Here is a 25,411-nt window from a genome sequence, read left to right as displayed (position 1 = left end):
AGCCCGCACATCGACAAGCCGGCCAAACGCGCCGACGGCACCGCCTGGTGCGCCAGCCCGCACGGCGACACGCCGGCCAAACGCGGCGACAGCACCGCCTGGTGCGCCAGCCCGCACGGCGACAAGCCGGCCAAACGCGCCGACGGCACCGCCTGGTGCGCCAGCCCGCACATCAACACGCCGGCCAAACGCGGCGACAGCACCGCCTGGTGCGCCAGCCCGCACATCGACAAGCTCATCAACCGCGGCGGCCACACCTTGGGCGCTGCCTGAGGCCCGGGAACGCCACCACGTCCCGCAGTCTCCTGGCGCGGCCGCTCCCACGCAGGCGGCGCCAGCCTGATCCGCCCCGTACCCCGGGACGGATCTTTTTTGTTTGCGGCTCAGGCCGCGCCGGTCACGCCCTCCATCCGCACCATCAGCGCGCGCAGCTCGCGGATGCTGTAGTCGGACACTTCGTGCATGCGCAGCAGGATGGTGGCGCCGATCGGCAGGGTGTTGTGGCGGATCTTGCTGATCACGGGCGGCGCCACTTCCAGCACGCGCGACAGCGCGGCGTCGTTCTTGAGCTTGAGTTTGTTGATGATGGCATCGAGCACCCGGTTCGGGTCATACTCGGCGCCCTCGGGTATCCGTCGGATGGGCATTGATGGTCCTTCGCTAGTGACATCCATGGGAAATTCTCCACGACCCGAGGCGGGTAATGGAAAATCTGCCAGTTTTGGGAAATATAGATTATTTGTATGGTCGCTCTACGGCGAACCCAAATGATACATGGATCAGTTGCGAAATGCTTAAGCCGCCCTTATTTCGACGCCCGGGCCAGCGCGGCGACGGCCGCTTCGACGCGCGGATGCAGCAGGCGGGCGCGCAGCTCCGTCCCGATCCGGCGATTGTCCAGCCGGCGCGATTCCGACATGAACGACAGCAGCATCGGCGACACGGCCTTCTCCAGCTCGGTCCGGGCCAGCCGCGGCGGCCGCGCGAGGCCGAAGGCGTCGGCCACGAGGTCGAAATAGTCGCCCATCTTCAGGCGCGAATCGTCGGACGCGTTGTACACCCGCCCCGGCCGCGCGCGGAACAGCGCCAGCGCGCACAGGCGCGCCAGGTCGTCGGCGTGGATGTGGTTCGTGTACACGTCGTCGACCGGCGCCAGCGCCGGCGTGCCGCGCTGCAGCCGTTCGATGGGCAGGCGGTCGGCCGCGTAAATGCCGGGCGCGCGCAGGATCGCCACCTTGCCCCCGCCGGCCACGGCCCAGGCACGCAGGACGCGTTCGGCGTCCACGCGGCGGCGGGCGCGGGCGTTGCGCGGGGCCACCGGCGTCGTCTCGGGAGTCGCCGCGCCGCCGCGGTCGCCGTAGACGCCCGTGGTGCTGACATAAACCACCCGCGCGCCCTCGGGTAGAATGGCGGTCAAATTGCGCGTGCGCAAATCGAGCGCACCGTCCTGCTGAGGCGGCGCAAGATGCACGACCCGCTGCGCCAGTCCGGCCAGTCGTTTCATCGTCTCGGGCCGGTCGAGGTCGGCCACGACCGGGACCGCGCCCGCCGCGCGCAACGCGGCAGCACGGGCCGGCTGGCTCGTCACGGCGAACACCCGAAAGCGCTCGCGCACTAGCGGCAGCAGACGCATGCCGACATCGCCGCAGCCCACGATCAGGAGGCGCGGCTTGTTGAACCTGACATTGTTTTTTGTATTCATTCCGAGGATTGTATGACGTTTCAGATCACTGTCCAGCCCAGCGGCCATCACTACGACTGCGCGGGGGACGAAACCGTGCTCGCGGCCGCGATCCGTTCCGGCATCGGCCTGCCGTACGGCTGCAAGAACGGCGCCTGCGGTTCCTGCAAGGGCAAGGTCGTCGAAGGGACGATCCAGCACAAGCCGCACCAGGCGCGCGCCCTGTCCGACCAGGAGAAACTGCAGGGCTATGCGCTGATGTGCTGCGCCGTCCCCGAGGGCGACCTGGTGATCGAAGCGCGTGAAGTCGGCGGCAGCAGCGAGTACCCGGTGCGCAAGATGCCGACCCGCGTCACGTCGATCCGCCGCGCCGCGCCGGACGTGGTCATCCTCACGCTGCAGTTGCCGGCCAACGAAGCCCTCGCCTACCGCGCCGGCCAGTACGTCGAATTCATGCTCAAGGACGGCAAGCGCCGCGCGTACAGCATCGCCAGCGCACCGTCGCTGGGCGGCCCCATCGAACTGCACATCCGGCACCTGCCGGGCGGACTGTTCACGGACCACGTGTTCGGGGCGATGAAGGAGCGCGACATCCTGCGCTTCGAAGGCCCGCTGGGCACCTTCTTCCTGCGCGAGGAATCCGCCAAGCCGATCGTGCTGCTGGCGTCCGGCACCGGCTTCGCGCCCGTCAAGGCCCTCGTCGAGCACATGATCCACCTGAAGTCGGAGCGTCCCGTCGCGCTGTACTGGGGCGGCCGCCGGCCGCAGGACCTGTACATGCACGAACTGTGCGAACAATGGGCGCGCGAGCTGCCGCATTTCACCTACGTGCCGGTCATCTCGGACGCCCTGCCGGAAGACGGCTGGACGGGCCGCACCGGCTTCGTCCACGCGGCCGTGATGCAGGACATTCCCGACCTGTCCAACCACCAGGTGTACGCATGCGGCGCGCCGGTCATGGTCGATTCGGCGCGGCGCGACTACGTCGCCCGGTGCGGCCTGCCGGACGACGAGTTCTACGCCGACGCCTTCACGACAGAGGCCGACCTGGCCCAGCCGTGACGCGCGGACAGGGGCGCATGCAGATGCGATTCTTGTATATCTCGACAAGAATTTGGAGTAAGGTCGCGGTTGCCCCGGCCACGTCCGGCCGGCTCCCAACAAGAAAGGGTCGAACATATGCATAAGACGCTCCGCCGTGCCCCTGTCCTGCTTGCCCTGTCGGCCGCCCTGCTGACGGGCGCCCTCCCTGCCCACGCCGCCGACCAGGCGGGCGCCAACTGGCAATCCGTCCTCGCCAGCCCGATCCGCAGCGACGACGACCGCAAGGCCGACGCGCACCGCAAATCGGGCGAGTTCCTGACGTTCGCCGAAGTGAAACCGGGCATGAAGGTGCTCGACGTCGCGTCGGGCGGCGGCGCCACCGCGGCGCTGCTGACGGCGGCCGTCGGCACCAAGGGCGCCGTCTGGGCCCAGAATGGCAAGCCGAATCCGAAGCTGGAACAGCGCGTGGGCCAGGCCACGCTGCCGAACCTGCATGCGGTCGTGGCGGACTACAACGATCCGGTCCCGAAAGGCACGCCGCCGCTGGACCTCATCACGATCAACATGTCGTACCACGACATCGTGAACACCCCGACCGACCGCGCCGCGATGAACAAGCACCTGTACGATGCGCTCAAGCCGGGCGGCCACCTCGTCATCGTCGACAATGCGGCCAAGAAGGGCGCCGGCCTGACTGCCACCAAGACGCTGCACCGCATCGACGAGGACACGCTGGTCGACGAGGTGACGAAAGCCGGCTTCAAGGTCGACGCCCGCAGCGATTACCTGCGCGCCCCGTCCGACCCGCGCGAGCAGCCGTTCTTCGAGATGAAGGGTGCGCCGGACGACAAGTTCGCGGTCCGGTTCGTCAAAAAATAATTTCGCGGCCCCCATGGTGGGCACGGGTGCACGCACACCAACCGTAGGGTGGGCGGCCCCCGCCCACGCGCACGTTCGCGGTTCGCCGGCGTCCGCGTGGGCACGGTGTGCCCACCCTACGTATTGACAGCGCAGTTCGCCGACATCAGGCACAATGAGGGTTGCATTCCTGCCAGTACCCTCACCCAACCTATGTCCGTCCTTTCTCCGACAGGCCGTCTTGCCGTCCTGCGCAATCCGAATGTCGCGTTCTACCTGTCGTCGCGCTTCCTCGGCACGCTCGCCATCCAGATGCAGAGCGTGGCCGTCGGCTGGCAGGTCTACCAGATCACCCACAGCCTGTTCGCCCTCGGCCTCATCGGCCTGGCCCAGTTCGCGCCCTTCCTGCTGCTCATCCTGTGGGCCGGCCACGTGGCCGATACGCACAACCGCCGCAAGATCGTCCTGCTGTGCATGGCCACCCAGCTGCTGTGCAGCCTGCTGCTCGTCGCGTTCACGCTGTCCGGCAGCACGACCGTCTGGCCCGTGTACGCCGTGCTCGTGCTGTACGGCAGCGCGCGCGCCTTCATGATGCCGGCCTCGCAGGCCGTGCTGCGCAACCTCGTCTCCACGCAGGATTTCTCGCAGGCCGTGGCATTGAGCTCGTCCACGTTCCAGGTGTCCGTGATCGTCGGTCCGGTGCTGGGCGGCCTGTTGTACGTGTTCGGGCCGAACGTCGTCTACGCCGTGTCGAGCACCCTCCTGGCCGTGGCCGTGCTGCTGATGGCCCGCACCAGAAGCGCGCCGCAGGCCAGGAACAAGGCGCCCGTCAGCTGGCACACGCTGCTGGAGGGATTGCGCTTCGTGTGGTCGCGTCCGATCGTGCTGGGCGCCATCTCGCTCGACCTGTTCGCCGTGCTGTTCGGCGGCGCCACCGCCCTGCTGCCCGCCTACGCCCACGACGTGCTGCAGGCCGGCCCGACGAGCCTCGGCCTGCTGCGCACGGCGCCGGGCGCGGGTGCCACGCTGTGCTCGATCGCGCTGGCGTTCCGGCCCATCACGCGCAGGGTCGGCGCCTGGATGTTCGGCGGCGTCGCCCTGTTCGGCGCGGCCACCGTGACGATGGGCGTCACGCACAGCTTCTACGTCGCCCTCGGCGCCCTGTTCCTGCTGGGCGCGGGCGATATGGTGAGCGTCTACATCCGCCACCTGCTCGTCCAGTACGAAACGCCGGACGAGATCCGCGGCCGCGTCAGCGCCGTGAATGCCGTGTTCATCGGCGCCTCCAACGAACTGGGCGAATTCGAATCGGGCCTCACGGCCAGCTGGTTCGGCCTCGTGCGCGCGATCGTGTTCGGCGGCGTCGCCACCCTCGTCGTCACGGGCACGTGGATGAAGCTGTTCCCCGTGCTGTCGCGCATGGACCGCTTCCCGCACCACGAAGCGGAACGCACCGCACAGGCCAAGGCCGGATGATGGACAAGCCCTTCCCCCACGATGCCCGCCCGCCGGAGCAACCCGGCTTCCTGGTACGCTTCATCCGCAGCCGCCCCTACCTGCTCGGCGCGCTCATGCTCGGCGTGGCGGCCGGCCTGCTCGCGCCGGGCCACTACTCCGGGCTGCGGCGCGCCCTGATCGGCTGGAACACCGGGGTGTGGTCGTACCTGCTGACGATGACGTGGACGATGTTCCGGGCCGACCACAGCCGGGTGCGCGCCATCGCCGAAAGACAGGACGAACGCGGCGGCGCGGTGCTGGGCGCCGTGATCGTCGGCGCGATCCTGAGCGTCTATGCCATCGTGACCGAACTGGCGAACATGAAGCAGGCATCCGAGCACGTGGCGGCCCTGCACTACGCGTTCACGGCGCTGACCGTGATCGGCTCCTGGCTGCTGGTCGGCGTCATGTACTGTTTCCACTACGCGCACCTGTACTACACGGCCAGCAAGCACACGCTGCCGCTGGAATTCCCGGACCGGCACACGCAGCCGAACTACTGGGATTTCCTGTATTTCTCCTTCACGCTCTCGGTCGCCGTCCAGACGTCGGACGTGACGGTCAAGACGCGCGCCATGCGCAAGCTGGTGCTGGGCCATTGCGTGCTCGCGTTCTTCTTCAACCTCGTGATCCTCGGCCTCTCGGTCAACATCGCGGCCAGCCTCGTGAATGCCTGAGCCGCGCGTGCGGCGCGCCGGGTCTTTCCCGGAGTGTGTAACATCGATGCAAATATGACCACTTTTGGAGGAGTTTATGGAAGTTAATGTCAACACCGATAACACGATCCAGCGCCACCAGGGCCTCGACGAACGCGTCCGCACCCAGGTCGAGGAAGCGATCAGCCGTTTCGGCGACCACGTGCGCCGCGTCGACGTCCACCTGAGTAACGAAAACCGCGAAAAGCACGAGGACGGCAGCAATTACTGCATGATGGAAGCGCTCGTGTCCGGCTATGCGCCCGTCGTCGTGCATGCGCATGCGGAAAACCTGCAGCTGTCGATCTCGGGCGCCATCACCAAGCTCAAGCGTGCACTGGACAGCGCCATCGGCCGCCTGAACGACAAGAACAAGCGCGAACCGCTGCCCGTCGACGCCGAGTCCGACAAAGACCTGACCAGCGATTCCTGATCGCCCGCGGCGACCGCGGCCCGGCACCCGGGCCGCTCCGTTCAGCCTGCGCCCTCGACCATGTCCCGGACCTGCCGCAGATAGCGCAGCCCCGCCAGCGCCCGGCTGCCGTACCACGACATCATCTCGCCGTCGACCAGCAGCACGGGAATCCCCAACTGCTTTTCCAGCGCGTCCGCATGCGCTTCCGTGAAGCGGTAGGGCTCGGTCGACAGCAGCACGGCGTCGAGCCCGTCCACGAGTTCCTGCGACCACGCGAAGCGCGGATAGCGGTCCGCGCCCAGGTCCGGCACGCGCCAGCCCAGTTCGGCCAGCATCGCGGCGATATACGTCCCGTTCGACACCGTCATCCACGGGTCCTGCCAGATGCAGTACAACACCGTGCGAGGGGGATGGTGCGGCAACGCGCGCAGCGCCGCGTACTCGGCCTCGAAGGCGGCGCACCAGCGCGCGGCGGCATCGCCGGCACCGAAGATCCCGCCCATCAACCGTGCCAGGTGCAGGTTGTCGCGCGGCGCGTTCGGATGCGTGACGACGATGTGCGGCACGAATTCGGCCAGCCTGTCGACGGTCGGCTTTTCGTTCTCGTCGATGTTGACGACGACGTGCGTGGGCGCCAGCCGGCGGATCTTCTCGATGTTGACGTCCTTCGTGCCGCCGACCTTGGGAATGGCGGCGACGACGTCGCGCGGATGGATGCAGAAGCCGGTGCGGCCGACCACGTTGCCGGCCAGGCCCAGGTCGCACAGCAGTTCGGTGATCGAGGGCACGAGGCAGACGATGCGCGCATCGGGCGCGGGCGCGGGCGCGTGCAGTTTGCCGAGCGCGTCGGCCAGGATGGAATCGGTAGCGGTAGTCATGCCGCCATTGAAACACTGTTGTTTATCGGCGCCAAGCATCGGCGTTGCTGTTTCGTTCAGGTATCATGCGAGGTTGTCAATATAAGTTGTCGCCCAGAAGTTTAAAGCCATGATCGTAACCGGCACCTTCGGTGCATCCTCCTACAGCATCCGCAACCTGCAGCTCTTTCGCGACGCCGACGGCCCCGCCGTCGCGCAGGCGCTTGCCGATTGCAAGCTGGTGCGATTGCCGGAGGGCGAGGCGCTCGAGGACGGCCTGCGGGCGCGCCTGTACATCCTGCTGGCGGGCAGCCTCGCCGTGGAGGCGGCGCTGGGCGAAGGCAACATCGACCGCATCCTGCCCGGCGAGAGCGTGGGCGAGCAGTCGGTGCTGGACGATGCCGCCAACCTGGACGCCATCGTCGCGCTCGAAGACAGCGAGCTCCTCGTGATCGAACCTGAACGCGTGTGGCAATTGATTGACGGCCACAACGGCGTGGCGCGCAACCTGCTGCGGCTGCTGTCGTTCCGCATCCGCGCGACGAACGCCCGCCTGCGCCGGCGCCAGAAGCTGGGCGAGTTCTACCGCCAGCTGTCGTTCAACGACGGCCTCACGGGCCTGTACAACCGCGCCTGGCTGAACGACGCGCTGCCCAAGCTCGTCGCCCGCGCGCGCCAGGACAGCGGCCCGCTGTCGCTCGTGATGATCGACCTGGACCACTTCAAGCGCTTCAACGACACCCACGGCCACATCGCGGGCGACAGCGCCCTGTGCGCGGCGGCCGGCGTGATCCGCGCCGGCCTGCGTCCGACCGATTTCGCCGTGCGCTACGGCGGCGAAGAGATGATGGCGATCCTGCCCGCCACCCCGCAGCAGCAGGCCGTGATGGTCGCCGAACGCCTGTGCGCACGCATGCGCGAGGCCGTCGTGTTCGACGACATGCGCCTGCCGCTGCCCCACGTCACCGGCTCGTTCGGGGTCGCCACCCTGCTGCCCGGCCAGGACGAACGGGGCCTGATCGAAGCCGCCGACGCCGCCTTGTACCGCGCCAAGGAAGCCGGACGGGACCGCATCGGCACGTGAACGTCGATTTGGTTCCCCCGGCCGGATTGCGGCGACGCTAGGCCGCGCGATTCATGCAAGTTAGAATGGCGCGTCGCAACTCAGCCGCGCACGGCACCACAATGAGCACCCATACGTTCCTCTGGCATGACTACGAGACCTTCGGCGCGGAACCGCGGCGCGATCGTCCCGCGCAGTTCGCCGCGATCCGCACCGACGCCGACCTCAACGAAATCGGCGAGCCGATCATGCTGTACTGCCAGCCTGCGCCGGACTACCTGCCCGATCCGCAGGCCTGCCTGATCACCGGCATCACGCCGCAGCACTGCCTCGAACACGGCGTGCCCGAGCACGAATTCGCGGCCCGCATCTGCGCGGCGTTCTCCGAGCCGGGCACAATCGGCGTCGGCTACAACACGATCCGCTTCGACGACGAAGTCACGCGCTTCCTGCTGTGGCGTAACCTGATGGACCCGTATGCGCGCGAATGGCAGAACGGTTGCGGCCGCTGGGACATGCTCGACGTCGTCCGCATGGCTTATGCGCTCCGTCCGGACGGCATCACGTGGCCGCGCCACGACGACGGCCGCCCCAGCTTCAAGCTCGAACACCTCACGCGCGACAACGGCCTCGCGCACGACGCCGCGCACGACGCCCTGTCCGACGTGCGCGCCACCATCGCGCTGGCGCGCCTGCTGCGCAGCAAGCAACCGAAGCTGTTCGACTTCTGCCTCGAACTGCGCCGCAAGGACAAGGTCGCGGAGCAGATGGGCCTGCACCTCGACCGCGCGCTGCGCCAGCCTTTCCTGCACGTTTCCGGCATGTTCCCGGCCGAGCGCGGCTGCCTCGCGATGGTCTGGCCGCTGGCCACGCACCCGACCAACAAGAACGAAGTCCTCGTGTGGGACTGCCGCCACGACCCGTCCGAACTGTTCCACCTGAACGTCGACACGATCCGCCAGCGCCTGTTCACCCGCGCCGCCGAGATGCCCGAGGGGATGACCCGGCTGCCCATCAAGAGCGTGCACCTGAACAAGTCGCCGATGCTGGTCAGCAACCTGAAAACGCTGAGCACGCAACTGGCGGCGCGCTGGGAACTGGACGTCGACCAATGCCTGGCGCACGCGCGCATTGCCGCGGGCGGGCCGGACATGGCGGCGGTCTGGCAGAAGGTGTACCAGCGCGAGACCGGCGCGGCCGCCGTCGACGTCGACGAAGACCTGTACGGCGGCTTCGTCTCGACCGGCGACCGGCGCCGGCTGGAATCGCTGCGGACCGAGGCGGCGCCCAAGCTGGCGACGCTGCGCCCGTCGTTCGAGGACGAGCGCCTGGCGCACCTGCTGTTCCGCTACCGCGCCCGCAACTTCCCGCACACCCTGGGCGAAGACGAGCAGCAGGCGTGGGAAGAACACCGCGCCGCGCGCCTGTTCGACGGCGCCGGCGGGGCGCGCACGGTCGAGCAATTGTTCGCCGAGATCGACGCGCTGTCCGAGACGGCGGACGAGCGGGCTGAGGAAATCCTGGGCGCGCTGTATGATTACGCGGAGATGATCGCCCCGAGCCGGTATTGATTCGCGCTCGCGCCGCGTTACGGTGGGCACCCCGTGCCCACGCGTACAACCGGCGTTTGCACGGATGAGCCGCGTTTTCGACGGATCGGCCGTCGCGTATCACCGCGTGGGCGGAGGACCGCCCACCCTACGACAATCCCGATGGCCCGCGCATTCCGTTCGTTATTGATTGACGCCTGCGCCGCGTTACGTAGGGTGGGCGCCCCGTGCCCACGCGTTCAACCGGCGTTTGCACGGATGAGCCGCGTTTTCGACGGATCGACCGTCGCGTATCACCGCGTGGGCGAGGACCGCCCACCCCACGACAATCCCGATGGCCCGCGCATTCCGTTCGTTAAATAACTTCAACTACCGCCTGTGGGCCGCCGGCTGCCTGGTCTCCAACGTCGGCACCTGGATGCAGCGCACCGCCCAGGACTGGCTCGTCCTCACCCAGCTCACGCACCACAACGCCTCGGCCGTGGGCACTGTCATGGCGCTGCAGTTCGGCCCGCAATTATTGCTGCTGCCGTGGACCGGCTGGGTCGCCGACCACGTCGACCAGCGCAAGCTGATGATGGTCACCCAGGCGGCCATGGGCGTGCTCGCGCTCGCGCTGGGCCTGTTGACGATCGCCGGCATCGTGCAACTGTGGCAGGTCTACGTGTTCGCCTTCCTGTTCGGCTGCGCATCGGCCTTCGACGCGCCGGTGCGCCAGACCTTCGTGGCGCAGCTCGTCGGCGACGCCGACCTGCCGAACGCGGTCGCATTGAATTCGACGTCGTTCAACGCCGCCCGGATGGTCGGCCCCGCGGTCGCCGGCCTGTTGATCGCCGGCGTCGGCACCGGGTGGGCGTTCCTGATCAACGGACTGTCGTATGTCGCGGTGCTGGGTTCGCTGGCATGGCTGCGCAAGAGCGAGCTGCACGCGCACCCGCGCGCGCGCGGGAACGCGGGCGGGCGCGGGATGCTCGACGGCCTGCGCTATGTGTGGAAGCGGCCGGACCTGATGGCGATCCTCGCCATGCTGTTCCTGATCGCCACGTTCGGCCTGAATTTCCCGATCTTCATCGGCACCATGGCCGTCTCCGTGTTCCATACCGATGCGCGCGGCTACAGCCTGCTGTCGTCGACGATGGCCGTCGGGAGCGTCATCGGCGCGCTGCTCGCCGCCGGCCGCGAGCGCACGCACTTCGGCGCGCTGGTGATCGGGGCCGGGGTGTTCGGCGTGGGCTGCCTGCTCGCCGCGGTGTCGCCGGGCTATCCGTGGTTCGCCGCCGCGCTGGCGCTGACGGGCGTGGCCGCCCTCACCTTCACCAATACCTCGAACAGCCTGATCCAGCTGTCCACCGAACCCGCGATGCGTGGCCGCGTGATGGCCGTGCGGCTCGGCATCGCGCTCGGCACGACGCCGGTCGGCGCGCCGATCGTCGGCTGGGTGGCCGACCATGCGGGCCCGCGCTGGGCGCTGGGCGTCGCCGCCGCGTCCGGCTTTGCCGCGCTGGCGGTCGGGCTGCGCTACCTGGCCATTGCCCGGCAGCGCGGCGACGTTCAGCCGCGGTAGCGGTTGATGGCGTCGCGCGTCTCGAGCGCCACGCGGCGCGCGGCCGCGGCGAAGTCTTCACCGCCCTGCGGCTGCGCGTACAGGATGGCGCGCGAGGAATTGATCATCATGCCCGCGCCGGCGGCCGTGCGACCCGACTTGACGGTCGCCTCGACGTCGCCGCCCTGGGCGCCGACGCCCGGCACGAGCAGCGGCATGTCGCCGACGATGGCGCGCACCTGCGCCAGTTCTTCCGGGAACGTGGCGCCGACGACGAGCGCGCACTGGCCGTTCTTGTTCCATTTTTCGGCCACGAGGCGCGCCACGTGCTGGTACAGCGGCTGGCCGCCCACGTCCAGGAACTGCAGGTCGGAGCCGCCCGCGTTCGACGTGCGGCACAGGACGATCACGCCGCGGTCCGGCCACGCCATGTACGGCTCGACGGAATCGAACCCCATGTACGGATTGACGGTGACGGCGTCGGCGCCGTAACGGTCGAACGCTTCGCGCGCGTACTGGTGCGCGGTGGCGCCGATGTCGCCGCGCTTGGCGTCCAGGATCAGCGGGATGTGCGGGTAGCGCTCGCGCAGGTAGCGGCAGATGGCTTCCAGCTGGTCTTCCGCGCCGAGGGCGGCGAAGTAGGCGATCTGCGGCTTGAACGCGCAGGCGAGGTCGGCGGTGGCGTCGATGATGGCCTTGCAGAACTCCACGATGCCGTCCGGGCGGTCTTGCAGGTGCGCGGGGAAGCGGGCCATGTCCGGGTCGAGTCCCACGCACAGCAGGGAATCGTTGCGGCGCCAGGCGGCGTCCAGTTTATCGATGAAGTTCATGGCGGCCTCTCTGATCTGATTGCAAACCCGCTATTGTAGCGCTCCGCCCCGCTCGTCTCGCCAATACAATGTCATTTCAGGTATATTTTGGCCATTCGACAACTTGTTACGGATCGCCAGATGAAACCTTCCTTGTTCACGCGCTGGGCCGGCATGCTGCTGGCCGCCGTCCTGGCCGCCACCCTGCTGTCGGGCTGCGGCTACAACCAGTTCCAGGCCAAGGACGAGGCCACCAAGGCCGCCTGGTCCGAGGTCGTCAACCAGTACCAGCGCCGCGCCGACCTGATTCCCAACCTGGTGAACACGGTCAAGGGCTACGCGACGCACGAAAAGGATACGCTGGAAGCCGTCACGCGGGCGCGCGCGGCCGCGACCAGCTTCCAGATCACGCCGGAAGTGTTGAATAATCCGGAAGCCTTCCAGAAATTCCAGCAGGTGCAGGGCGAGCTGTCGAACGCACTGTCGCGCCTGATGGCCGTGTCGGAGAACTATCCGCAACTGAAGGCCGACGCCAGCTTCCGCGACCTGCAGTCGCAGCTGGAAGGCACGGAAAACCGCATCACGGTGGCGCGCCAGCGCTATATCGCGGCGGTGCAGGACTACAATGTGACGGTCCGCAGCTTCCCGACCAACCTGACCGCGATGATGTTCGGCTACCAGGCCAAGCCCTCGTTCACGGTCGAGAACGAGAAATCCATTTCGACGGCGCCGACCGTCAACTTCGGCAAATAAGGCCATCCCATGAACGCCCTGCCGCGCTTGCTCTGGGCCTGGATGCTGACCCTGCTGCTGGCTTGTAACGCCTGCGCGCAAGGCCAGTTCAAACCGGTGCCGCCGCTGCGTGCGCGCGTCACCGACGAGATCGGCATGCTGACGCCGGACCAGCGCCGGAAACTGGAAAGCGTGCTGGCCGACTACGAGGCGAAGACGGGCAGCCAGATCGCCGTGCTGCTCGTGGCGTCGACCGAGCCGGAAGCCATCGAGCAATACGGCATCCGCGTGACGGACGCCTGGAAACTGGGGCGCAAGGGCGTCGACGACGGCGTGCTGCTGCTGGTCGCGAAGGACAATCCCAAGGCGCTGCGCCGCCTGCGCATCGAGGCGGGGCGCGGCGTGCAGGGCGTCCTCACGGACGCGCAATCGAAACGCATCCTGGAAGACACGATCGCGCCGCACTTCCGCCAGAACGACTGGTACGGCGGCCTCGTCGCGGGCGTGGGCGCCATCGCCACCCTGCTCGACCAGGAAAAATTCCCGGCGCCGCCGGCGCAAACGCCGGCGCAACAGCATGAGGACGACGGCCCCAACGTCGTCGTCAGCCTCTTCCTGATCCTCGTCGGCGTCGTGGTCCTGCGCGCGGTGTTCCGCCCGCGCCGCACACGGCTGGCGCAACCGGGCCGCTATGGCGCCGGCTGGGACAGCGGCACGACCGGCTTCATTCTCGGCAACATACTGGCCAATGCCGCCCACCAGCACGACGACGACCGCTGGCGCGGCGGCGGCGGCGGCTTTTCCGGCGGCTTTTCGGACGGCGGCGGCGGCGGGTTCTCCGGCGGCGGCGGCAGCTTCGACGGCGGCGGCGCCTCGGGAGACTGGTGATGGACGAACCGAGCCGCCTGCGGCGCGCCCTGCGCCACCTGTTCAGCACCCGCAACGAAGCGGAGCGCGCGTTTCCGCCCGACGCCCTCGACGCGATCACGGAAGCCATCACGGCCGGCGAGCAGACGCACCGGGGCGAAGTGCGCCTGATCGTCGAAAAGGGGTTGCCGCTGGCGCTGGCCTGGGCCGGCGTGACGAACCGCCAGCGCGCCATCGCCCTGTTCGCCGACTACGGCATCTGGGACACCGAGGACAATTGCGGCGTATTGATCTACGTGAACCTGGCCGACCGCAAGGTCGATATCATTGCCGACCGGGGCATCGACCGCAGGATACCCGCCGCCACCTGGCAGGGCGTGTGCGACACGATGACACGCGGCTTTTCCCGCGGCGAATTCCGCGCGGCGACGCTGGCCGCGATCGCCCAGGTGAACCAGCTGCTGCGCAACCATTTCCCGTCCGGCGGCGCACGCCCGAACGAATTGCCCGACCGGCCCGTGATGCTCTGACGCGCCGCGCGGCAGGCCGCTACAATGGCGGCCTTTTCATTGCAGCAACGAGGATATCCATGAAACTCAGCCAGAAAGTCGCCATCGTCACCGGCGCCAGCCAGGGCATCGGCCATGCGTGCGCCGAACGCCTCGTGCGCGAGGGCGCGCGCGTGATGCTCGTCGATCTCCGTCCCGAAGGCGCATCCGCCGCCGCGGCGCTGGGCGACGCTGCCCGTTTCTTCCGGGCGGACGTGAGCGTGAAGGCCGAAGTCGATGCGATGGTGGCCGCCACGCTGGCCGCCTTCGGCCGCGTCGACATCCTCGTCAACAACGCCGGCGTGACCCATGCCGCCGATTTCCTCGACCTGGCCGAGGACGATTTCGACCGCGTACTGCGCATCAATCTGAAATCGATGTTCCTGTGCAGCCAGGCCGTGGCCCGCGAGATGGTCAAGCGCCAGAGCGGCTGCATCATCAATATGTCGAGTGTCAATGCGGAGCTGACGATCCCGAACCAGATTCCGTACGTCGTGTCGAAGGGCGGCGTCAACCAGCTCACGCGCGTGGCGTCGATCGGCCTGGCCCAGCACGGCATCCGCGTCAACGGTATCGGCCCGGGCACGATCCTGACGGAGCTGGCGAAGCAGGCCGTTCTGGGAAGCCCGGAAGCGCGCCACACGATCCTGTCGCGCACGCCGCTGGGCCGTTGCGGCGAACCGGAAGAGATCGCCGGCATCGCCGCCTTCCTCGCCAGCGACGACGCGTCGTACATCACGGGCCAGACGCTGTATGCGGATGGCGGCCGCATGGCGCTGAATTACACGGTGCCGGTCAAGGACTGACGCGAAGCGAGCTCGGCCATTATTACGCCAGGTAATAACCGGTATCCGAATTCATCATTGGACGCGCATGCCGCAGCGCAGCATAATGGCACCTGTCTCCACTATTCTCCTCCAAGAAAATAGTTTGAAGCCCGCTCAATCAGCGGGCTTTTTTTTTATCGTTCTCATGCGGACCAATCCCATCCGCAAACGTTCGGGACCAAAGGCGCGCATCTTTGATGAGCGTCATGGTCAAGTCACATTTTCTCCCTATACTGGGTTCATCTGCATACACGCAACCGATATGCGTGATCGCAGAAGGTGTGCTGCTAGCGGCACACCGCACCGAATTCTGCGTCTCTTGGCCCGATCTTGGGTTGTGCCCGTCCTCCGTTGGCGGGCATTTTTTTTGTTCCGTATTCTTATTGCCGCGTCTGCCACGCACCGCACAATTGCGTGCTGTTGTGCTTGAACCATCTTCAGATTCCGCTATGATGAATCTCGCGCCTCGCGATTTTTTACATGTCGCGTGGGGACAAGACAATCCAACATGGAGCCGGTCCAATGACTTTACCTGTACCTGAGACGATGTCGCCACCCCAAGAGCAACCCCATCCATCGCGCCGCCATCACGCGGAACCGGAAGACTGTCTGGTTCTCAGCGAGCTGAACCCGCGCATGGTGATCGACCACCTCGACGATGAAGGGCAACCTCTTCACGTACTGACTTTCGGCACTGTCCGAGAGATCTGTCCCAAATGCCAGAGCGGCCACCTGAAACTGGTCCTGCGCCAGTCGGCGGTGCGCATGGCCCATTTATTCTGCGCCGACTGCGCCAGCTGCTTCGACGCTCACTATCCGAACGGCGCGCCGGCCCTGACGATCTGAGGCCCGCGCGCGTTTGTGCAAGCGCACAACGAGCATGGTAAGGTGAGCGCTTTTCAGCCTCACCTTGCCATGACATCGTATTTATCCACGTTCCTGCAACATCCGCACCGGCGCCTGCTGTGCCTTGCGGGCGCCGTCCTGATGTACCTGACGATCATTACGACAGGCAACATCCCCGGCGCCCGGGCCGACATCGGTGCCTACGCGCCGGGACCGGTCCTGCACTCGATCGCCTATGCCGCGCTGGCCTCGCTGTGGTTCGTCGGCAGCCGCGGCGGCGCGCTCGCCCGCGCCTGCAAGGCCGTGCTGGCGGTCGCCGTGATGGGTGCCGGCGACGAGTTCGTGCAAAGCTTCTTCCCGTATCGCGGCGCTGACGTCCGCGACTGGGCCGTCGACGTCGGCGCCGCCATCGTCGTCGGCAGCGTGCTGGCCCTGCTGGCGTCGCGCGCCCCCGTCGACGCCCAACGCTGAGGCCGCGTCACCCGCCGCTATTCGCCACGGCTTTGACGTGGCTCATGCTCAACTGGGGGCAGCTTGAACGCCGATACCGAACAGGCCTCTTACCAAAGTGGCACGCGGCATCGTCACTCATCTAACCTGACACTATCCCATCAGAAGGAGTTGATCATGAAGCAAAAACACCAGAGCGTCTTCCTGGCGGGCTTGCTGGCGCTCGCAGTCGGGCTGTCCGCGTGCAGTTCCTGGCGCGGCGGTGGCATGGGCAGCAGCGGCACCAGCGGCACCAGCGGCGAGACCGGCAGCAGCGGCACGGCCACCGGCACATCGGGCAGCAGCGGCGACACCGGCAGCTCGGGCACTTCCGGAGCGTCCGGCACGGCGGGCAGCTCGACCGGCTATGACAGCGCCGGCGCCATGACGCAGGGCCAGGGCGCCACCGCGCCGCCGATGAGCCCGAACGCCACCGTCGCCGCCATCGAAGTCGTCCCCCGTTCGAGCGGTGCCGCCATGGAAGGCGAGAGCAGCGCGAGCGCGGCGATGGGCAGCAGCGCGGGCGGCGCCACCGGCAGCTCCGCCGACCGCGTCTATCGCGTCACCTTGCGCATGGACGACGGCAGCACCCAGGTCGTGACGCAGCAGACGACGCCGGACTTCCGCACCGGCGACCGCGTGAGCCTGGCAGGCGGCATGATTCAACACTGAGCCGAACAGCGGCCCGGTCCGGCGCGCCGGCGGCATCCCGCAGCGCGCCCGGGCACCGTTCTATTCCGCCCCGACCTGCTGCGCCTGCGTATGCCTGGCACGCACGATGTCCGCGCCGCGCTTGCCGGCCAGCAGGGCGTGGTCGGAGTTGTAGTATTCCCACTCGCTGTAGCGGCCGACGAGGACGATGTCGAACTGCTTCAGCCAGGCCTTGCACGTCGCCACGTTGCGGGCGCGCGCGTGGTCGTACAGCACGTAGGCGTACGGCATGTCGACCTGGTTGGCGGCGAGGATCGTGTCGCCGTCCCGGATCATGCCGACCTTGCGGCAATCCGCGATGGCGCGTTCAATCAGCGCGTCGCCGTCGACGGGCAGCGGTTTATACGGCGAGTACGAGATCTCGCACGTGAAGCCGAAGCCGCCCGGCGCATTGCATCCCGGGCTCGCATTGCCCTGCACGAAGATGCGGTGGAAGATCGTGTCTTCCGGGTAGTAGATCCAATGCTTGTCCGTGGCGGCGCGGTCGATGCCGATGTTCACGCAGCGGATCGACACGTGGCGCAGGCCCTTCGCCGCCGCCCTCACCTCTTCCGGCGCCTCGTCGCCGATCGCCTTGACCAGCTCCGGCAGCGGCATCGTGGAAATCAGGTCGTCGTAGCGGAAGCGGCGGCCGTCGCGCAGGGCGACGATGTGTTCGCGCGGCAGCACTTTCACGACGTCCGCATTCAATTCGATCTTGCCCTTGATGTGAGGCAGGAAGCCGTTCATCAGCGCCTGGAACCCGCCCTTCAACGGATAACCGAAGCGCGCGTTCGGCCCCAGCGGCGCCGGCGACGGCTCCAGCGCGCCCTGGATGATTTCTTCCAGGTTCGGCAGCGGCACCCTGCCGCCGAGCCACGACGTTTCCATCTCGGACAGCGGCACGGTCCAGATCTTGCGGTTGTACGGAATCGCGAAGTGTTTCGCGATGCCCTTGCCCCACACCTTGTAGATGAATTGCTCGAAGTTGCGCACTTCGCCTTTCACGGCACGGTCCGTGTTGCAGACGTCGGTCGTGCCGTCGGCGCAGCAGTCGTCGACGGCTTGCGCGGCCGTCGTCCTGCCCTCCGCGCTTTCGTAGCGGGCTTCGATGGCGCCCATCACGCATTCCGTGATCACCTTCGGCGGCAGGCCGTACAGCGCGCCCTGGAACGGATAGCGGGTATATACGCCCTTGCTGTAGATCCACGCTTCGCGATTCTGCCAGTGCACGTTATCGCCCAGCAGCACCTCGTACATCTTGAGGACGTACGGGTCGTTCGAGAACATGATGTGGCCGGCGTGATCGAACGTGAAGCCGTTGTCCTCGATCGAGCGGCACCAGCCGCCGACGGTCTCGTTGCGGTCGAGCAGCAGCGTATCCGCGCCCAGGTGGTAAGCGGCCGACAGGCCGGTCGGGCCGCCGCCGATGACGATCGTGCCCACATGCGGCTCGTGGACGCGCAACGGATTGACCTTCGAGCCGCGCCGCGCGTCGCCACGCAGCGAGACGGCGGCCGCGTCGGCCGCCGCGTCGAGGCTGCGCGGGGTGGCGCGCCGGTCGGTGCGCGGCGGCGCCGTGTCGATCAGCTCGCGCATGCGCGCGACCGTGTTGTCCCACGACGTGGCGGCGACGACGGCCTGCATCGCATCGATCATGTGGCGGCGCTGCTCGGGCGTCTGCGCCAGCGCGGCCTCGCACGCGGCGATGAATTCGTCCGCGGTCGCCGCGATGGCGACGACGTGGCCGTACGGATTGGCGACGTCGGCGATCGGCGTGCTGACGATCGGCAGCTGGGCCGCCATGTATTCGAGCACCTTGGTCGGGCTGATGTATTTCGTCGCCTCGTTGATGGCGAACGGCATCAGGCAGACGTCCCAGCCGGCGAGCAGGTCGGGCAGCGCCGCGTACGGCTGCTGGCCCAGGTAATGGATGTTGGGGCGGCGTGGAAGACGCTCCGGATCGATCTTGACGATCGGTCCGGCCAGCACGATCTGCCACTCGGGGTGGCTTTCGGCCACGGCGCCGACGAGGTCCGGATCGAAGCGCTCGTCCAGCACGCCGTAGAAGCCCAGGCGCGGATGCGGGATGGCGTCCTGCTGCGGATGTGCGCGCCCGCGGTCCAGCGCCTGCTGGAAATGCACGACGTCGACGCTGCTGGAAAAGCAGTGGACGTTCGGGTGGCGGTGGCGCTTCGCCTCGTACAGGCTGGGGCCGCCGGCGAACACGAGGTCGGCGATGGAGAGCAGCGCGCTTTCACGCTGCAGCAGTTGCTTGGGTGGATTCTTGAACGACGCCAGTTCATCCATGCAGTCGTACACGACGAGCGCGGGCCGCAGCAATTGCAGCAGCGGCAGCGCCATCGGCGTATAGAACCAGGCGATGACGTCCTCGCCCGGTGGTGCCAGCTGCGCGACCATGGGCTGGAGCAGCCGCAGTTGCTCGTCGTGGAAACCGTTGGCGTGGATCGGGGTGTGCGCGCGGCACACGGTCACGTTCGGCGCGGGGCTGGAGCGTTCCATGAACGGGGCGCCATCGTCGTACACCGGTTCTTCGACGAACAGGACGGGATAATGCTGGGCCAGGCGCGACAGCAGGTGCTGCGGCCGCTGGAACACGAAATCCCAGCGCAGGTGGCTGAAAACGACGATCGTGGACATGATGGGCTCCTTGTCGCCCGAGGGCGGTCGGTTGATCGATGCAAAGCCGGACCGCCCGCACCGCGGCGCGCCGGCGAACGCGGGTCGCGCGGCACGGACGGGCGTGTCCGTCCATCAGCGCGGCCATGCGTGACCGCGCAGCGATGGGGCAGGCGCCCTGCGGGTGCCGTGCTCGCGACAGGGTTCGGAGCGCGCCGGGCGGCGCAAGACGTCAGGCTGCGCCCGGCATGTCTCCCTCCTCTTCCACGTCCTTGGGTTCGAGGGCGACGTTGCGCGTCGCCGCGCTGATCACCTCGAACGGCAGCTTGGGTGTACGGTCCGCGTTGAGCAGGCCGTTCGCTTCCTGGAACGTGTCGGCGAACTGGGTATAGCAGAAGCCGCTGAACATGAAGGTCTCGTTGACCACCTTCAGCAGGCGTTGGTACAGCGCGTGATAACTCTCGGCCGTATGGGCACGGGTATAGCCCCACGTGCCGTCCTCGGGCGTCGCGTTCGGGTCGTACGCGATGCCGCCGAATTCGGTGAGCACGATGGGCTGGCCGCGGTGCGGGAAGCCGTCCAGCGTGAGGATGCGTCCGCCGGGACGGCGTTGATCGAACAGCGTGCGCACCGGGTCGCTGACCTCGTAGCGCGCCTTCAGCTTGTCCGGGCTGCAGTCGTAGTCGTGGATGCCCAGGATGTCGGTGGCCGACGCTTCCCAGCCGTCGTTGCCGATCACCGGGCGGGTCGAGTCGAGGGTGCGCGTCAGGTGGTACAGCGCCTCGACCGCGTTGCGGTGCGCCTGGGTCAGTGTCAGGTTCGGCACGCCCCAGGATTCGTTGAACGGCACCCACACGATGATGCATGGGTGGCTGTAGTCGCGCTCGATGGCCTCGGTCCATTCCTTGACCATGCGCGTGATCGCGCGCGGCGCGAAGCGGTAGGCCGAGGGCATCTCTTCCCACACGAGCAGCCCCAGCTTGTCGGCCCAGTACAGATAGCGCGGATCTTCGATCTTCTGGTGCTTGCGCACGCCGTTGAAGCCCATCAGCTTGGCCAGTTCGACGTCGCGCTTGAGGTGGTCGTCCGACGGCGCCGTCAGGAACGACTCCGTCCAGTAACCCTGGTCCAGCACGAGCCGCAGCGGATACGGGCGGCCGTTGAGCAGCAGGCGGTCGCGGTTGATGTGGAACGAGCGCAGCGCCGTGTACGACTTCACGTGGTCGACGATCCTGTCGCCGCAGCGCAGGATCACCTCGGCGTCGAGTAGGGTCGGGCGTTCGGGGCTCCACAGCAATTCGTTGCGCGAATCGTCGATGCCGGGGTCGGACAGCGCGATCTTGCGGTTCGCCTCGCCGGCCAGCAGCTTGTAGTTGTCGTCCGCCAGCAATTGCTTGCCGTGCCAAATCTTAACCTCGACAAACATGTCTTCCTGGATGTCGCCGCCGGCGATGACTTCGCAACCGATCTCGAAGGTTTCGAACAGCGGCGTCCAGCGCAGGTTCTGGATGAAGGTGCGCGACACCTGCTCGACCCACACGGTCTGCCAGATGCCGGTCGTGCGCGGATACCAGATCGAGTGCGGTTCCAGCAGCCAGTCCTGCTTGCCGCGGGGCTTGGCCAGGTCGGCCGGATCGTCTTCGACGAACACGGTCACGGTCTGCTTGCCGTCCGCTCTCAACGCGGGCGTGATGTCGGCGCGGAACGGCGTGTGGCCGCCCTCGTGCTCGGCCACGAGCTGGCCGTTGACCCACACGCGGGAAAAATAATCGATGGCGCCGAAGTGCAGGATCACACGGTTCTCGGACGGCATCACCTCGAAGTCGCGTTCGTACCAGCAGAAGCGGTGAAAGCCCGTGTCCTGGATGCCGGACATCTCGGTCTCGGGTGCGAACGGGACATTGATCTCGTGGGTCCAGCCTTTCACGCCTTCCGGCATCTTGTTGACCAGCTCATCGTCGAAACGAAAGCGCCATTTACCGTTCAGGTTGATCCAATTGTCGCGGACCAGCTGCGGGCGGGGATACTCAAACTGGCTCATTGTTTTCCTTTCCTTGGGTCGGGACCGGGATCAGGATGCGTCCCTGGCGTCCAGCTTTGTTGTAGGTGGAGAGTGCAGTTTCCGCTGCCTGTCTTGCTGCGAATTTTTCTTGACCTCCGGCGCGGCACAACGCCACGCACGCGCCGCCGAATCCGGCGCCGGTCAGGCGCGCACCGAGCACGCCCGGGGCGGCGCGCAGCGCGGCCACCAGCTGGTCGAGCTCGGGAATCGACACCTCGTAGTCGTCGCGCAGGCTGTCGTGCGACGCGTTCATCAGTTCGCCGAAACGTTCGGCCGACACGCCCTGCGCCGCTTCCAGCACGCGCAGGTCTTCGAGCACGACGTGGCGGGCGCGCCGGCGCAGCGGCTCGGGCAGCGTGTCGACCGCCGCCGGGTCGGTCACGTCGCGCAGCGCGCGCACGCCCAGCTTGCGCGACGCCTCTTCGCATTCGGCGCGGCGCTCGTTGTACTTGCTGGCGGCAAGCGTGCGCGGCACGCCGGAGTCGACGACGATCAGCTCCGTGCCGGGTGGCATCGGCACGAGGTGGTGCTCCAGCGTGCGCGCGTCGATGAACAGCATGTTGCGCTCGTCGCACAGGCTGGACGCCATCTGGTCCATGATGCCGCAGTTGACGCGGGCATATTCGATCTCGGCGCGCTGGGCTATTCTGGCCAGCGTCACGTTGTCGAGCGTGAAGCCGAGCAGGTTGCGCAGCGCGCGCAGCATCGCCACTTCGAGCGCCGCGGACGACGACAGGCCGGACCCCACGGGCAGCGTCGTCGTCACGAACACGCGCAGCGGCGGCACCGTGACGCCCGTCGCTTCCACGAGGCGGATGCAGCCTTCGATATAGCTGCCGAAGCCCTGCGGCGCGCTGCCGCCCTTCGCCGCGAACGTGACGTTGCCGTCCAGCGTGCCGGAATACAGGTGGTGCTGGTCGTCGTGGCTGTGCGCGAGCGCGACCTCGGTCCGCTGCGGCGTCGCCACGGGCAGCATGTAGCCGTCGTTGTAGTCCGTGTGCTCGCCCAGCAGGTTCACGCGGCCGGGTGCCGACGCGTGCGCCTCCGGGGCGCCGCCGAAGAAGGTCTCGGGATCATTCATGGTCTGCCACCTCCAGCCATACGGGCCGCGCGCGGCCCTGGATTGTCGTCGCCGGCCAGTCCGGGTCCAGCGTCAGGTTTTCCAGCCCATGCGCGCCGAGCAGGAACGTGTCTTCCACTTTCATGCCGGCGAAGCTCGGATTGAACGCGAACGCCATGCCCGTCTCGATCCCCGTCGCGGTGCTGGGACTGGCGACGATCTCGCGCGCCTGGTAGCCCGCGATGCCGCCCTGATGGTGCTCGCGGATCGCCTCCGGCCGGTTGGCGTGGCGATAGGCGGCATCGAACGCGTGATAGACGGCGGCCAGCGACTGGCCCGGCCGCACGGCATCCAGGCCCGTCGCCTCGACCTGCAGCAGGTCCGCCTCCGCATTGCGCTCGTCGACGGACAATGCGCCGAACGCGACGGCGCGCGACAGGCTCGCGACGAGGCCGTGGCGGCGCGCGCAGAACACCAGCATCGCGCGCGCGCCGAGCGTCTCGCGCGTGGGCACGGGATGGCGGAACGCCTGCAGGCGCCTGCTGCCCGCGGCCAGCACGAGCGCGGGCTGGATGCCGCGCCGCCACAACGCCTGCGCGCCCGCGGCCGCGAGGTCGAGCTCGGTCCAGTGCGGACGCGCGGCGCGCAGCGTCGCCGTCATCGCGGCGGAGGCCTCCGCACCCAGCGCGCGGTAGCGGTCCTGTTCGGACGGCTGCAGCACCATGCGGCGCAGGCGCAGGCTCGCGGGCAGCGGCTGCTCGGCGTTGCCGTTGCCGTTGCCGTTGCGCGGGCGGTCGGACAGCACGGCGCCGCCGCGGGCCGCGCCCAGCACATGGGTCTCGCGCAGCTCGGTCTCGGCCCACGGCGCGATGTGGAACGTGAAGCCGGGCGGCACCTGTTCCAGGCGCAGGCGTTCGGCCTCGATGGCGTCGGTCAGGACGACGGCGTCGTCGTGCGTGACGAGCACCTCGGCCACGCCGCAGTCGGCCCCCTGCAGCACGGCGGCGTCGCCGCCCGCCGTCGCCCACGCGAACCAGTCGGTGCCGCGCAGGCGCACTGCGCCGGCCCCGGTTTGCGCCAGCGCGGCGCGCAGCAGCGCGAGCTTGTCCGCGACCTCGCCGGCCGATCGTCCGGCGCCGCGGTCCGGCAGCGCGCTCATGCCGCGTCCTCCAGCCGCACGTCGACCTGCTGCAATTCGTACGCGGTCGTCTCGGGCAGCACGTCCATCGCGAACATGCCGGCGCCGATCTCCGTGCCGGCCAGGTATTTCAGGCGGTCGCGCGTGCGGTACGGCGGATAGAACTGGCAGTGCAGCTGCGTCTCGGGGTGGTCGGCGCCGTCGGTCGGCGCCTGGTACCACACCATCAGGTACGGGAACGGGCGCTCCCACAGGCAGTCGAACTTGAGCAGCACCGTCTTCAACGCGCGTGCCAGGCTTGCGCGCTGCACCGGCGTGAGCGCCGCGAAGTCGCCGCAAGGGCCGGTCGGCATCGTCCACACCTCGTACGGATAGCGCGCGCAGGCCGGCACGAACGCGATCGCATGCTCGTCCTGGTACAGCACGCGCTTGCCGTCCGCCGCTTCGTCGCGCGCCATGTCGCCGAGGAGGCTGGTGGCGTGCTGCAGGTAGTACTCGCGCTCCTGCGCCAGCTGGCGCGCGGGCACGGGCGGCACGAACGGATAGGCGTAGATCTGGCCGTGCGGATGGTGCAGCGTGACGCCCACTTCGGCGCCGCGGTTCTCGAACGGCAGCACGTACTGGATGTGGTTGCGGCCTTTCAGGCGCCGCGTGCGGTCGGCCCACACTTCCAGCAGCAGTTCGATGCGCGCCAGCGGCAGGCGGCCCAGCGCCGCCTGCGGGTCCTGCGTGAACACGACGACCTCGCACTGCCCGTTGGCGGGCGCGCTCGGCACCGTCAGCGTGGGCGGTTCATGTGCATCGGGCGCCAGCGACGGGAAGCGGTTGTCGAACACGGCGATCTCGTAGTCGCCGGCCGGCATCTCGGTCGGGTGTGCCGGGTCGCGCGTGGGCGCCAGCGGGTTGTACTGCGGCGGCGGCTGATACGTGCGGTTCTGGCGGAACGCGGCATACGCGACCCACTCGCCGCGCAGCGCATGCCAGCGCAGGTGCGGGTTGGCGTGCTGCGGCTCGGCGAAGGGACTGGTCGCGACGATGCCGTCCGGGATGGGCCGGTTGCTGTACAACGTCAGATGTCTTCCGTCAGGTTTTATCAGGTCTTGGCTGTGCATGGCATCGGCAGGTCAGGCATTGCTCCTTGCGCGACTTCGGGCATCCGGTCGCGGTCAGGTTTGATCCTATCATGGCGTTTTCGCCACATTTTCTCGGAGTCAGCAATTGATTTTCCGACAATCAACGGGCCGCGCGGAGGCTTGTCCGGAGGCCTTGGCGCGGTCTGCTGTCTCTCCTAGGGAAAAGCCGCCGGACAGGCATTTTTTCCCTATGAAGAAGGACGTCATGTAGGCTCAAACCTACAAAATTTTTGGAAGGATTTACACATTTTGGCGAGACCGAGACCTACACGACGGCCGAGCGACCAAAATCGTGAAGCGCCCCCACGAGCGGGCGGGGCTGGCGGGCAAATGTGTCGTGGGAAGGAAGGACGCGGGCATGGAACGA

Annotated in this window: 25 protein-coding genes; 16 read left to right on the top strand and 9 right to left on the bottom strand. The window is 67.7% G+C overall.

The window, feature by feature from the left end; translation table 11 throughout:
• Positions 1–273 (top strand): hypothetical protein (locus ASC93_RS31330; RefSeq protein WP_162251809.1); only part of this gene is annotated, 273 nt, incomplete at its 5' end.
• A 110-nt stretch (positions 274–383) separates the two neighbouring features.
• Here the strand turns inward: ASC93_RS31330 and ASC93_RS07760 are convergent.
• Together ASC93_RS07760 and ASC93_RS07755 are read right to left on the bottom strand one after the other, a co-directional pair.
• Positions 384–647: a hypothetical protein gene (locus tag ASC93_RS07760; RefSeq protein WP_056439644.1), complete on the bottom strand. Its 264-nt coding sequence runs from the start codon at positions 645–647 to the stop codon at positions 384–386.
• Positions 648–805: 158 nt separating this feature from the next.
• The gene (locus ASC93_RS07755; protein WP_056439641.1) at positions 806–1,702 is read right to left on the bottom strand and encodes an NAD-dependent epimerase/dehydratase family protein; all 897 of its coding nucleotides are present in this window, start codon (positions 1,700–1,702) and stop codon (positions 806–808) included.
• Between the two features lie 12 nt (positions 1,703–1,714).
• Between ASC93_RS07755 and ASC93_RS07750 the strand changes: the two genes are divergently transcribed.
• From ASC93_RS07750 to ASC93_RS07730, 5 genes are all read left to right on the top strand, one after another.
• The gene (locus ASC93_RS07750; protein ID WP_056439636.1) at positions 1,715–2,743 is read left to right on the top strand and encodes a CDP-6-deoxy-delta-3,4-glucoseen reductase; all 1,029 of its coding nucleotides are present in this window, start codon (positions 1,715–1,717) and stop codon (positions 2,741–2,743) included.
• A 117-nt stretch (positions 2,744–2,860) separates the two neighbouring features.
• The gene (locus ASC93_RS07745; protein WP_056439633.1) at positions 2,861–3,604 is read left to right on the top strand and encodes a class I SAM-dependent methyltransferase; all 744 of its coding nucleotides are present in this window, start codon (positions 2,861–2,863) and stop codon (positions 3,602–3,604) included.
• Between the two features lie 192 nt (positions 3,605–3,796).
• Complete coding sequence (locus ASC93_RS07740; RefSeq protein WP_056439629.1) at positions 3,797–5,059, top strand: MFS transporter; 1,263 nt, start codon at positions 3,797–3,799, stop codon at positions 5,057–5,059.
• Entirely contained in the window at positions 5,056–5,757 is a 702-nt protein-coding gene (locus ASC93_RS07735; protein WP_307188979.1) for a DUF1345 domain-containing protein, read from the top strand. Before ASC93_RS07740 ends, ASC93_RS07735 begins: the two co-directional genes overlap by 4 nt.
• A 76-nt stretch (positions 5,758–5,833) precedes the next feature.
• Complete coding sequence (locus tag ASC93_RS07730) at positions 5,834–6,208, top strand: HPF/RaiA family ribosome-associated protein (protein WP_056439623.1); 375 nt, start codon at positions 5,834–5,836, stop codon at positions 6,206–6,208.
• A 41-nt stretch (positions 6,209–6,249) separates the two neighbouring features.
• Here ASC93_RS07730 and ASC93_RS07725 read toward each other — a convergent pair whose 3' ends face one another.
• A complete protein-coding gene (locus ASC93_RS07725) occupies positions 6,250–7,068 on the bottom strand; it encodes a helical backbone metal receptor (protein ID WP_056439725.1) in 819 nt (272 codons plus the stop codon).
• Between the two features lie 109 nt (positions 7,069–7,177).
• Between ASC93_RS07725 and ASC93_RS07720 the strand changes: the two genes are divergently transcribed.
• The 3 genes from ASC93_RS07720 to ASC93_RS07710 all read left to right on the top strand — a co-directional run bounded on the left by ASC93_RS07720 (position 7,178) and on the right by ASC93_RS07710 (position 11,224).
• On the top strand, positions 7,178–8,131 hold the full coding sequence (locus ASC93_RS07720) for a GGDEF domain-containing protein (RefSeq protein WP_056439620.1): 954 nt from the start codon (positions 7,178–7,180) through the stop codon (positions 8,129–8,131).
• Positions 8,132–8,232: 101 nt separating this feature from the next.
• Positions 8,233–9,681 (top strand): exodeoxyribonuclease I, encoded by a 1,449-nt coding sequence (gene sbcB / locus ASC93_RS07715; protein WP_056439617.1) that lies wholly within the window; start codon positions 8,233–8,235, stop codon positions 9,679–9,681.
• 313 nt (positions 9,682–9,994) lie between these two features.
• Complete coding sequence (locus ASC93_RS07710) at positions 9,995–11,224, top strand: MFS transporter (protein WP_056439614.1); 1,230 nt, start codon at positions 9,995–9,997, stop codon at positions 11,222–11,224.
• Here the strand turns inward: ASC93_RS07710 and pyrF are convergent.
• On the bottom strand, positions 11,212–12,033 hold the full coding sequence (gene pyrF / locus ASC93_RS07705; RefSeq protein ID WP_056439610.1) for an orotidine-5'-phosphate decarboxylase: 822 nt from the start codon (positions 12,031–12,033) through the stop codon (positions 11,212–11,214). The genes ASC93_RS07710 and pyrF overlap by 13 nt on opposite strands.
• Before the next feature lie 153 nt (positions 12,034–12,186).
• On the opposite strand from pyrF, the gene ASC93_RS07700 reads away from it, so the two are divergent.
• From ASC93_RS07700 to ASC93_RS31635, 7 genes are all read left to right on the top strand, one after another.
• Complete coding sequence (locus ASC93_RS07700) at positions 12,187–12,765, top strand: LemA family protein (RefSeq protein ID WP_157201798.1); 579 nt, start codon at positions 12,187–12,189, stop codon at positions 12,763–12,765.
• A gap of 9 nt (positions 12,766–12,774) precedes the next feature.
• Positions 12,775–13,632 (top strand): YgcG family protein, encoded by an 858-nt coding sequence (locus ASC93_RS07695; RefSeq protein ID WP_056439604.1) that lies wholly within the window; start codon positions 12,775–12,777, stop codon positions 13,630–13,632.
• Positions 13,632–14,141 (top strand): TPM domain-containing protein, encoded by a 510-nt coding sequence (locus ASC93_RS07690; protein WP_056439602.1) that lies wholly within the window; start codon positions 13,632–13,634, stop codon positions 14,139–14,141. The genes ASC93_RS07695 and ASC93_RS07690 overlap by 1 nt, the downstream gene beginning before the upstream one ends.
• Positions 14,142–14,200: 59 nt before the next feature.
• Entirely contained in the window at positions 14,201–14,965 is a 765-nt protein-coding gene (locus tag ASC93_RS07685; protein WP_056439599.1) for an SDR family NAD(P)-dependent oxidoreductase, read from the top strand.
• A gap of 543 nt (positions 14,966–15,508) precedes the next feature.
• A complete protein-coding gene (locus ASC93_RS29570) occupies positions 15,509–15,832 on the top strand; it encodes a hypothetical protein (protein ID WP_082547835.1) in 324 nt (107 codons plus the stop codon).
• Between the two features lie 69 nt (positions 15,833–15,901).
• Positions 15,902–16,303 carry a VanZ family protein gene (locus ASC93_RS07675; protein ID WP_056439593.1) on the top strand — a complete coding sequence of 134 codons (402 nt, stop codon included), beginning with the start codon at positions 15,902–15,904 and terminating at the stop codon, positions 16,301–16,303.
• Between the two features lie 156 nt (positions 16,304–16,459).
• Positions 16,460–16,993: a hypothetical protein gene (locus tag ASC93_RS31635; protein WP_056439591.1), complete on the top strand. Its 534-nt coding sequence runs from the start codon at positions 16,460–16,462 to the stop codon at positions 16,991–16,993.
• Between the two features lie 60 nt (positions 16,994–17,053).
• Here the strand turns inward: ASC93_RS31635 and ASC93_RS07665 are convergent, their stop codons facing one another.
• The 5 genes from ASC93_RS07665 to galT form a co-directional block, all read right to left on the bottom strand.
• The gene (locus tag ASC93_RS07665) at positions 17,054–19,672 is read right to left on the bottom strand and encodes an NAD(P)-binding protein (protein WP_056439588.1); all 2,619 of its coding nucleotides are present in this window, start codon (positions 19,670–19,672) and stop codon (positions 17,054–17,056) included.
• A gap of 211 nt (positions 19,673–19,883) precedes the next feature.
• Positions 19,884–21,692 carry a glycoside hydrolase family 2 protein gene (locus ASC93_RS07660; protein WP_056439584.1) on the bottom strand — a complete coding sequence of 603 codons (1,809 nt, stop codon included), beginning with the start codon at positions 21,690–21,692 and terminating at the stop codon, positions 19,884–19,886.
• Positions 21,679–22,794: a galactokinase gene (gene galK / locus ASC93_RS07655; protein WP_056439581.1), complete on the bottom strand. Its 1,116-nt coding sequence runs from the start codon at positions 22,792–22,794 to the stop codon at positions 21,679–21,681. Before galK ends, ASC93_RS07660 begins: the two co-directional genes overlap by 14 nt.
• Positions 22,787–23,932: a Xaa-Pro peptidase family protein gene (locus ASC93_RS07650; RefSeq protein WP_056439578.1), complete on the bottom strand. Its 1,146-nt coding sequence runs from the start codon at positions 23,930–23,932 to the stop codon at positions 22,787–22,789. The genes galK and ASC93_RS07650 overlap by 8 nt, the downstream gene beginning before the upstream one ends.
• Positions 23,929–25,023, bottom strand: a complete 1,095-nt coding sequence (galT, locus tag ASC93_RS07645; RefSeq protein WP_056439576.1) for a galactose-1-phosphate uridylyltransferase — start codon at positions 25,021–25,023, stop codon at positions 23,929–23,931. Before galT ends, ASC93_RS07650 begins: the two co-directional genes overlap by 4 nt.
• Positions 25,024–25,411 lie beyond the last annotated feature (388 nt).

The organism is Massilia sp. Root335 (assembly GCF_001425685.1).
Taxonomy (GTDB): Bacteria; Pseudomonadota; Gammaproteobacteria; order Burkholderiales; family Burkholderiaceae_D; genus Telluria; species Telluria luteola.
Note: the sequence above shows the minus strand (reverse complement) of the source record. Positions and strands in the feature narration are given on the sequence as shown.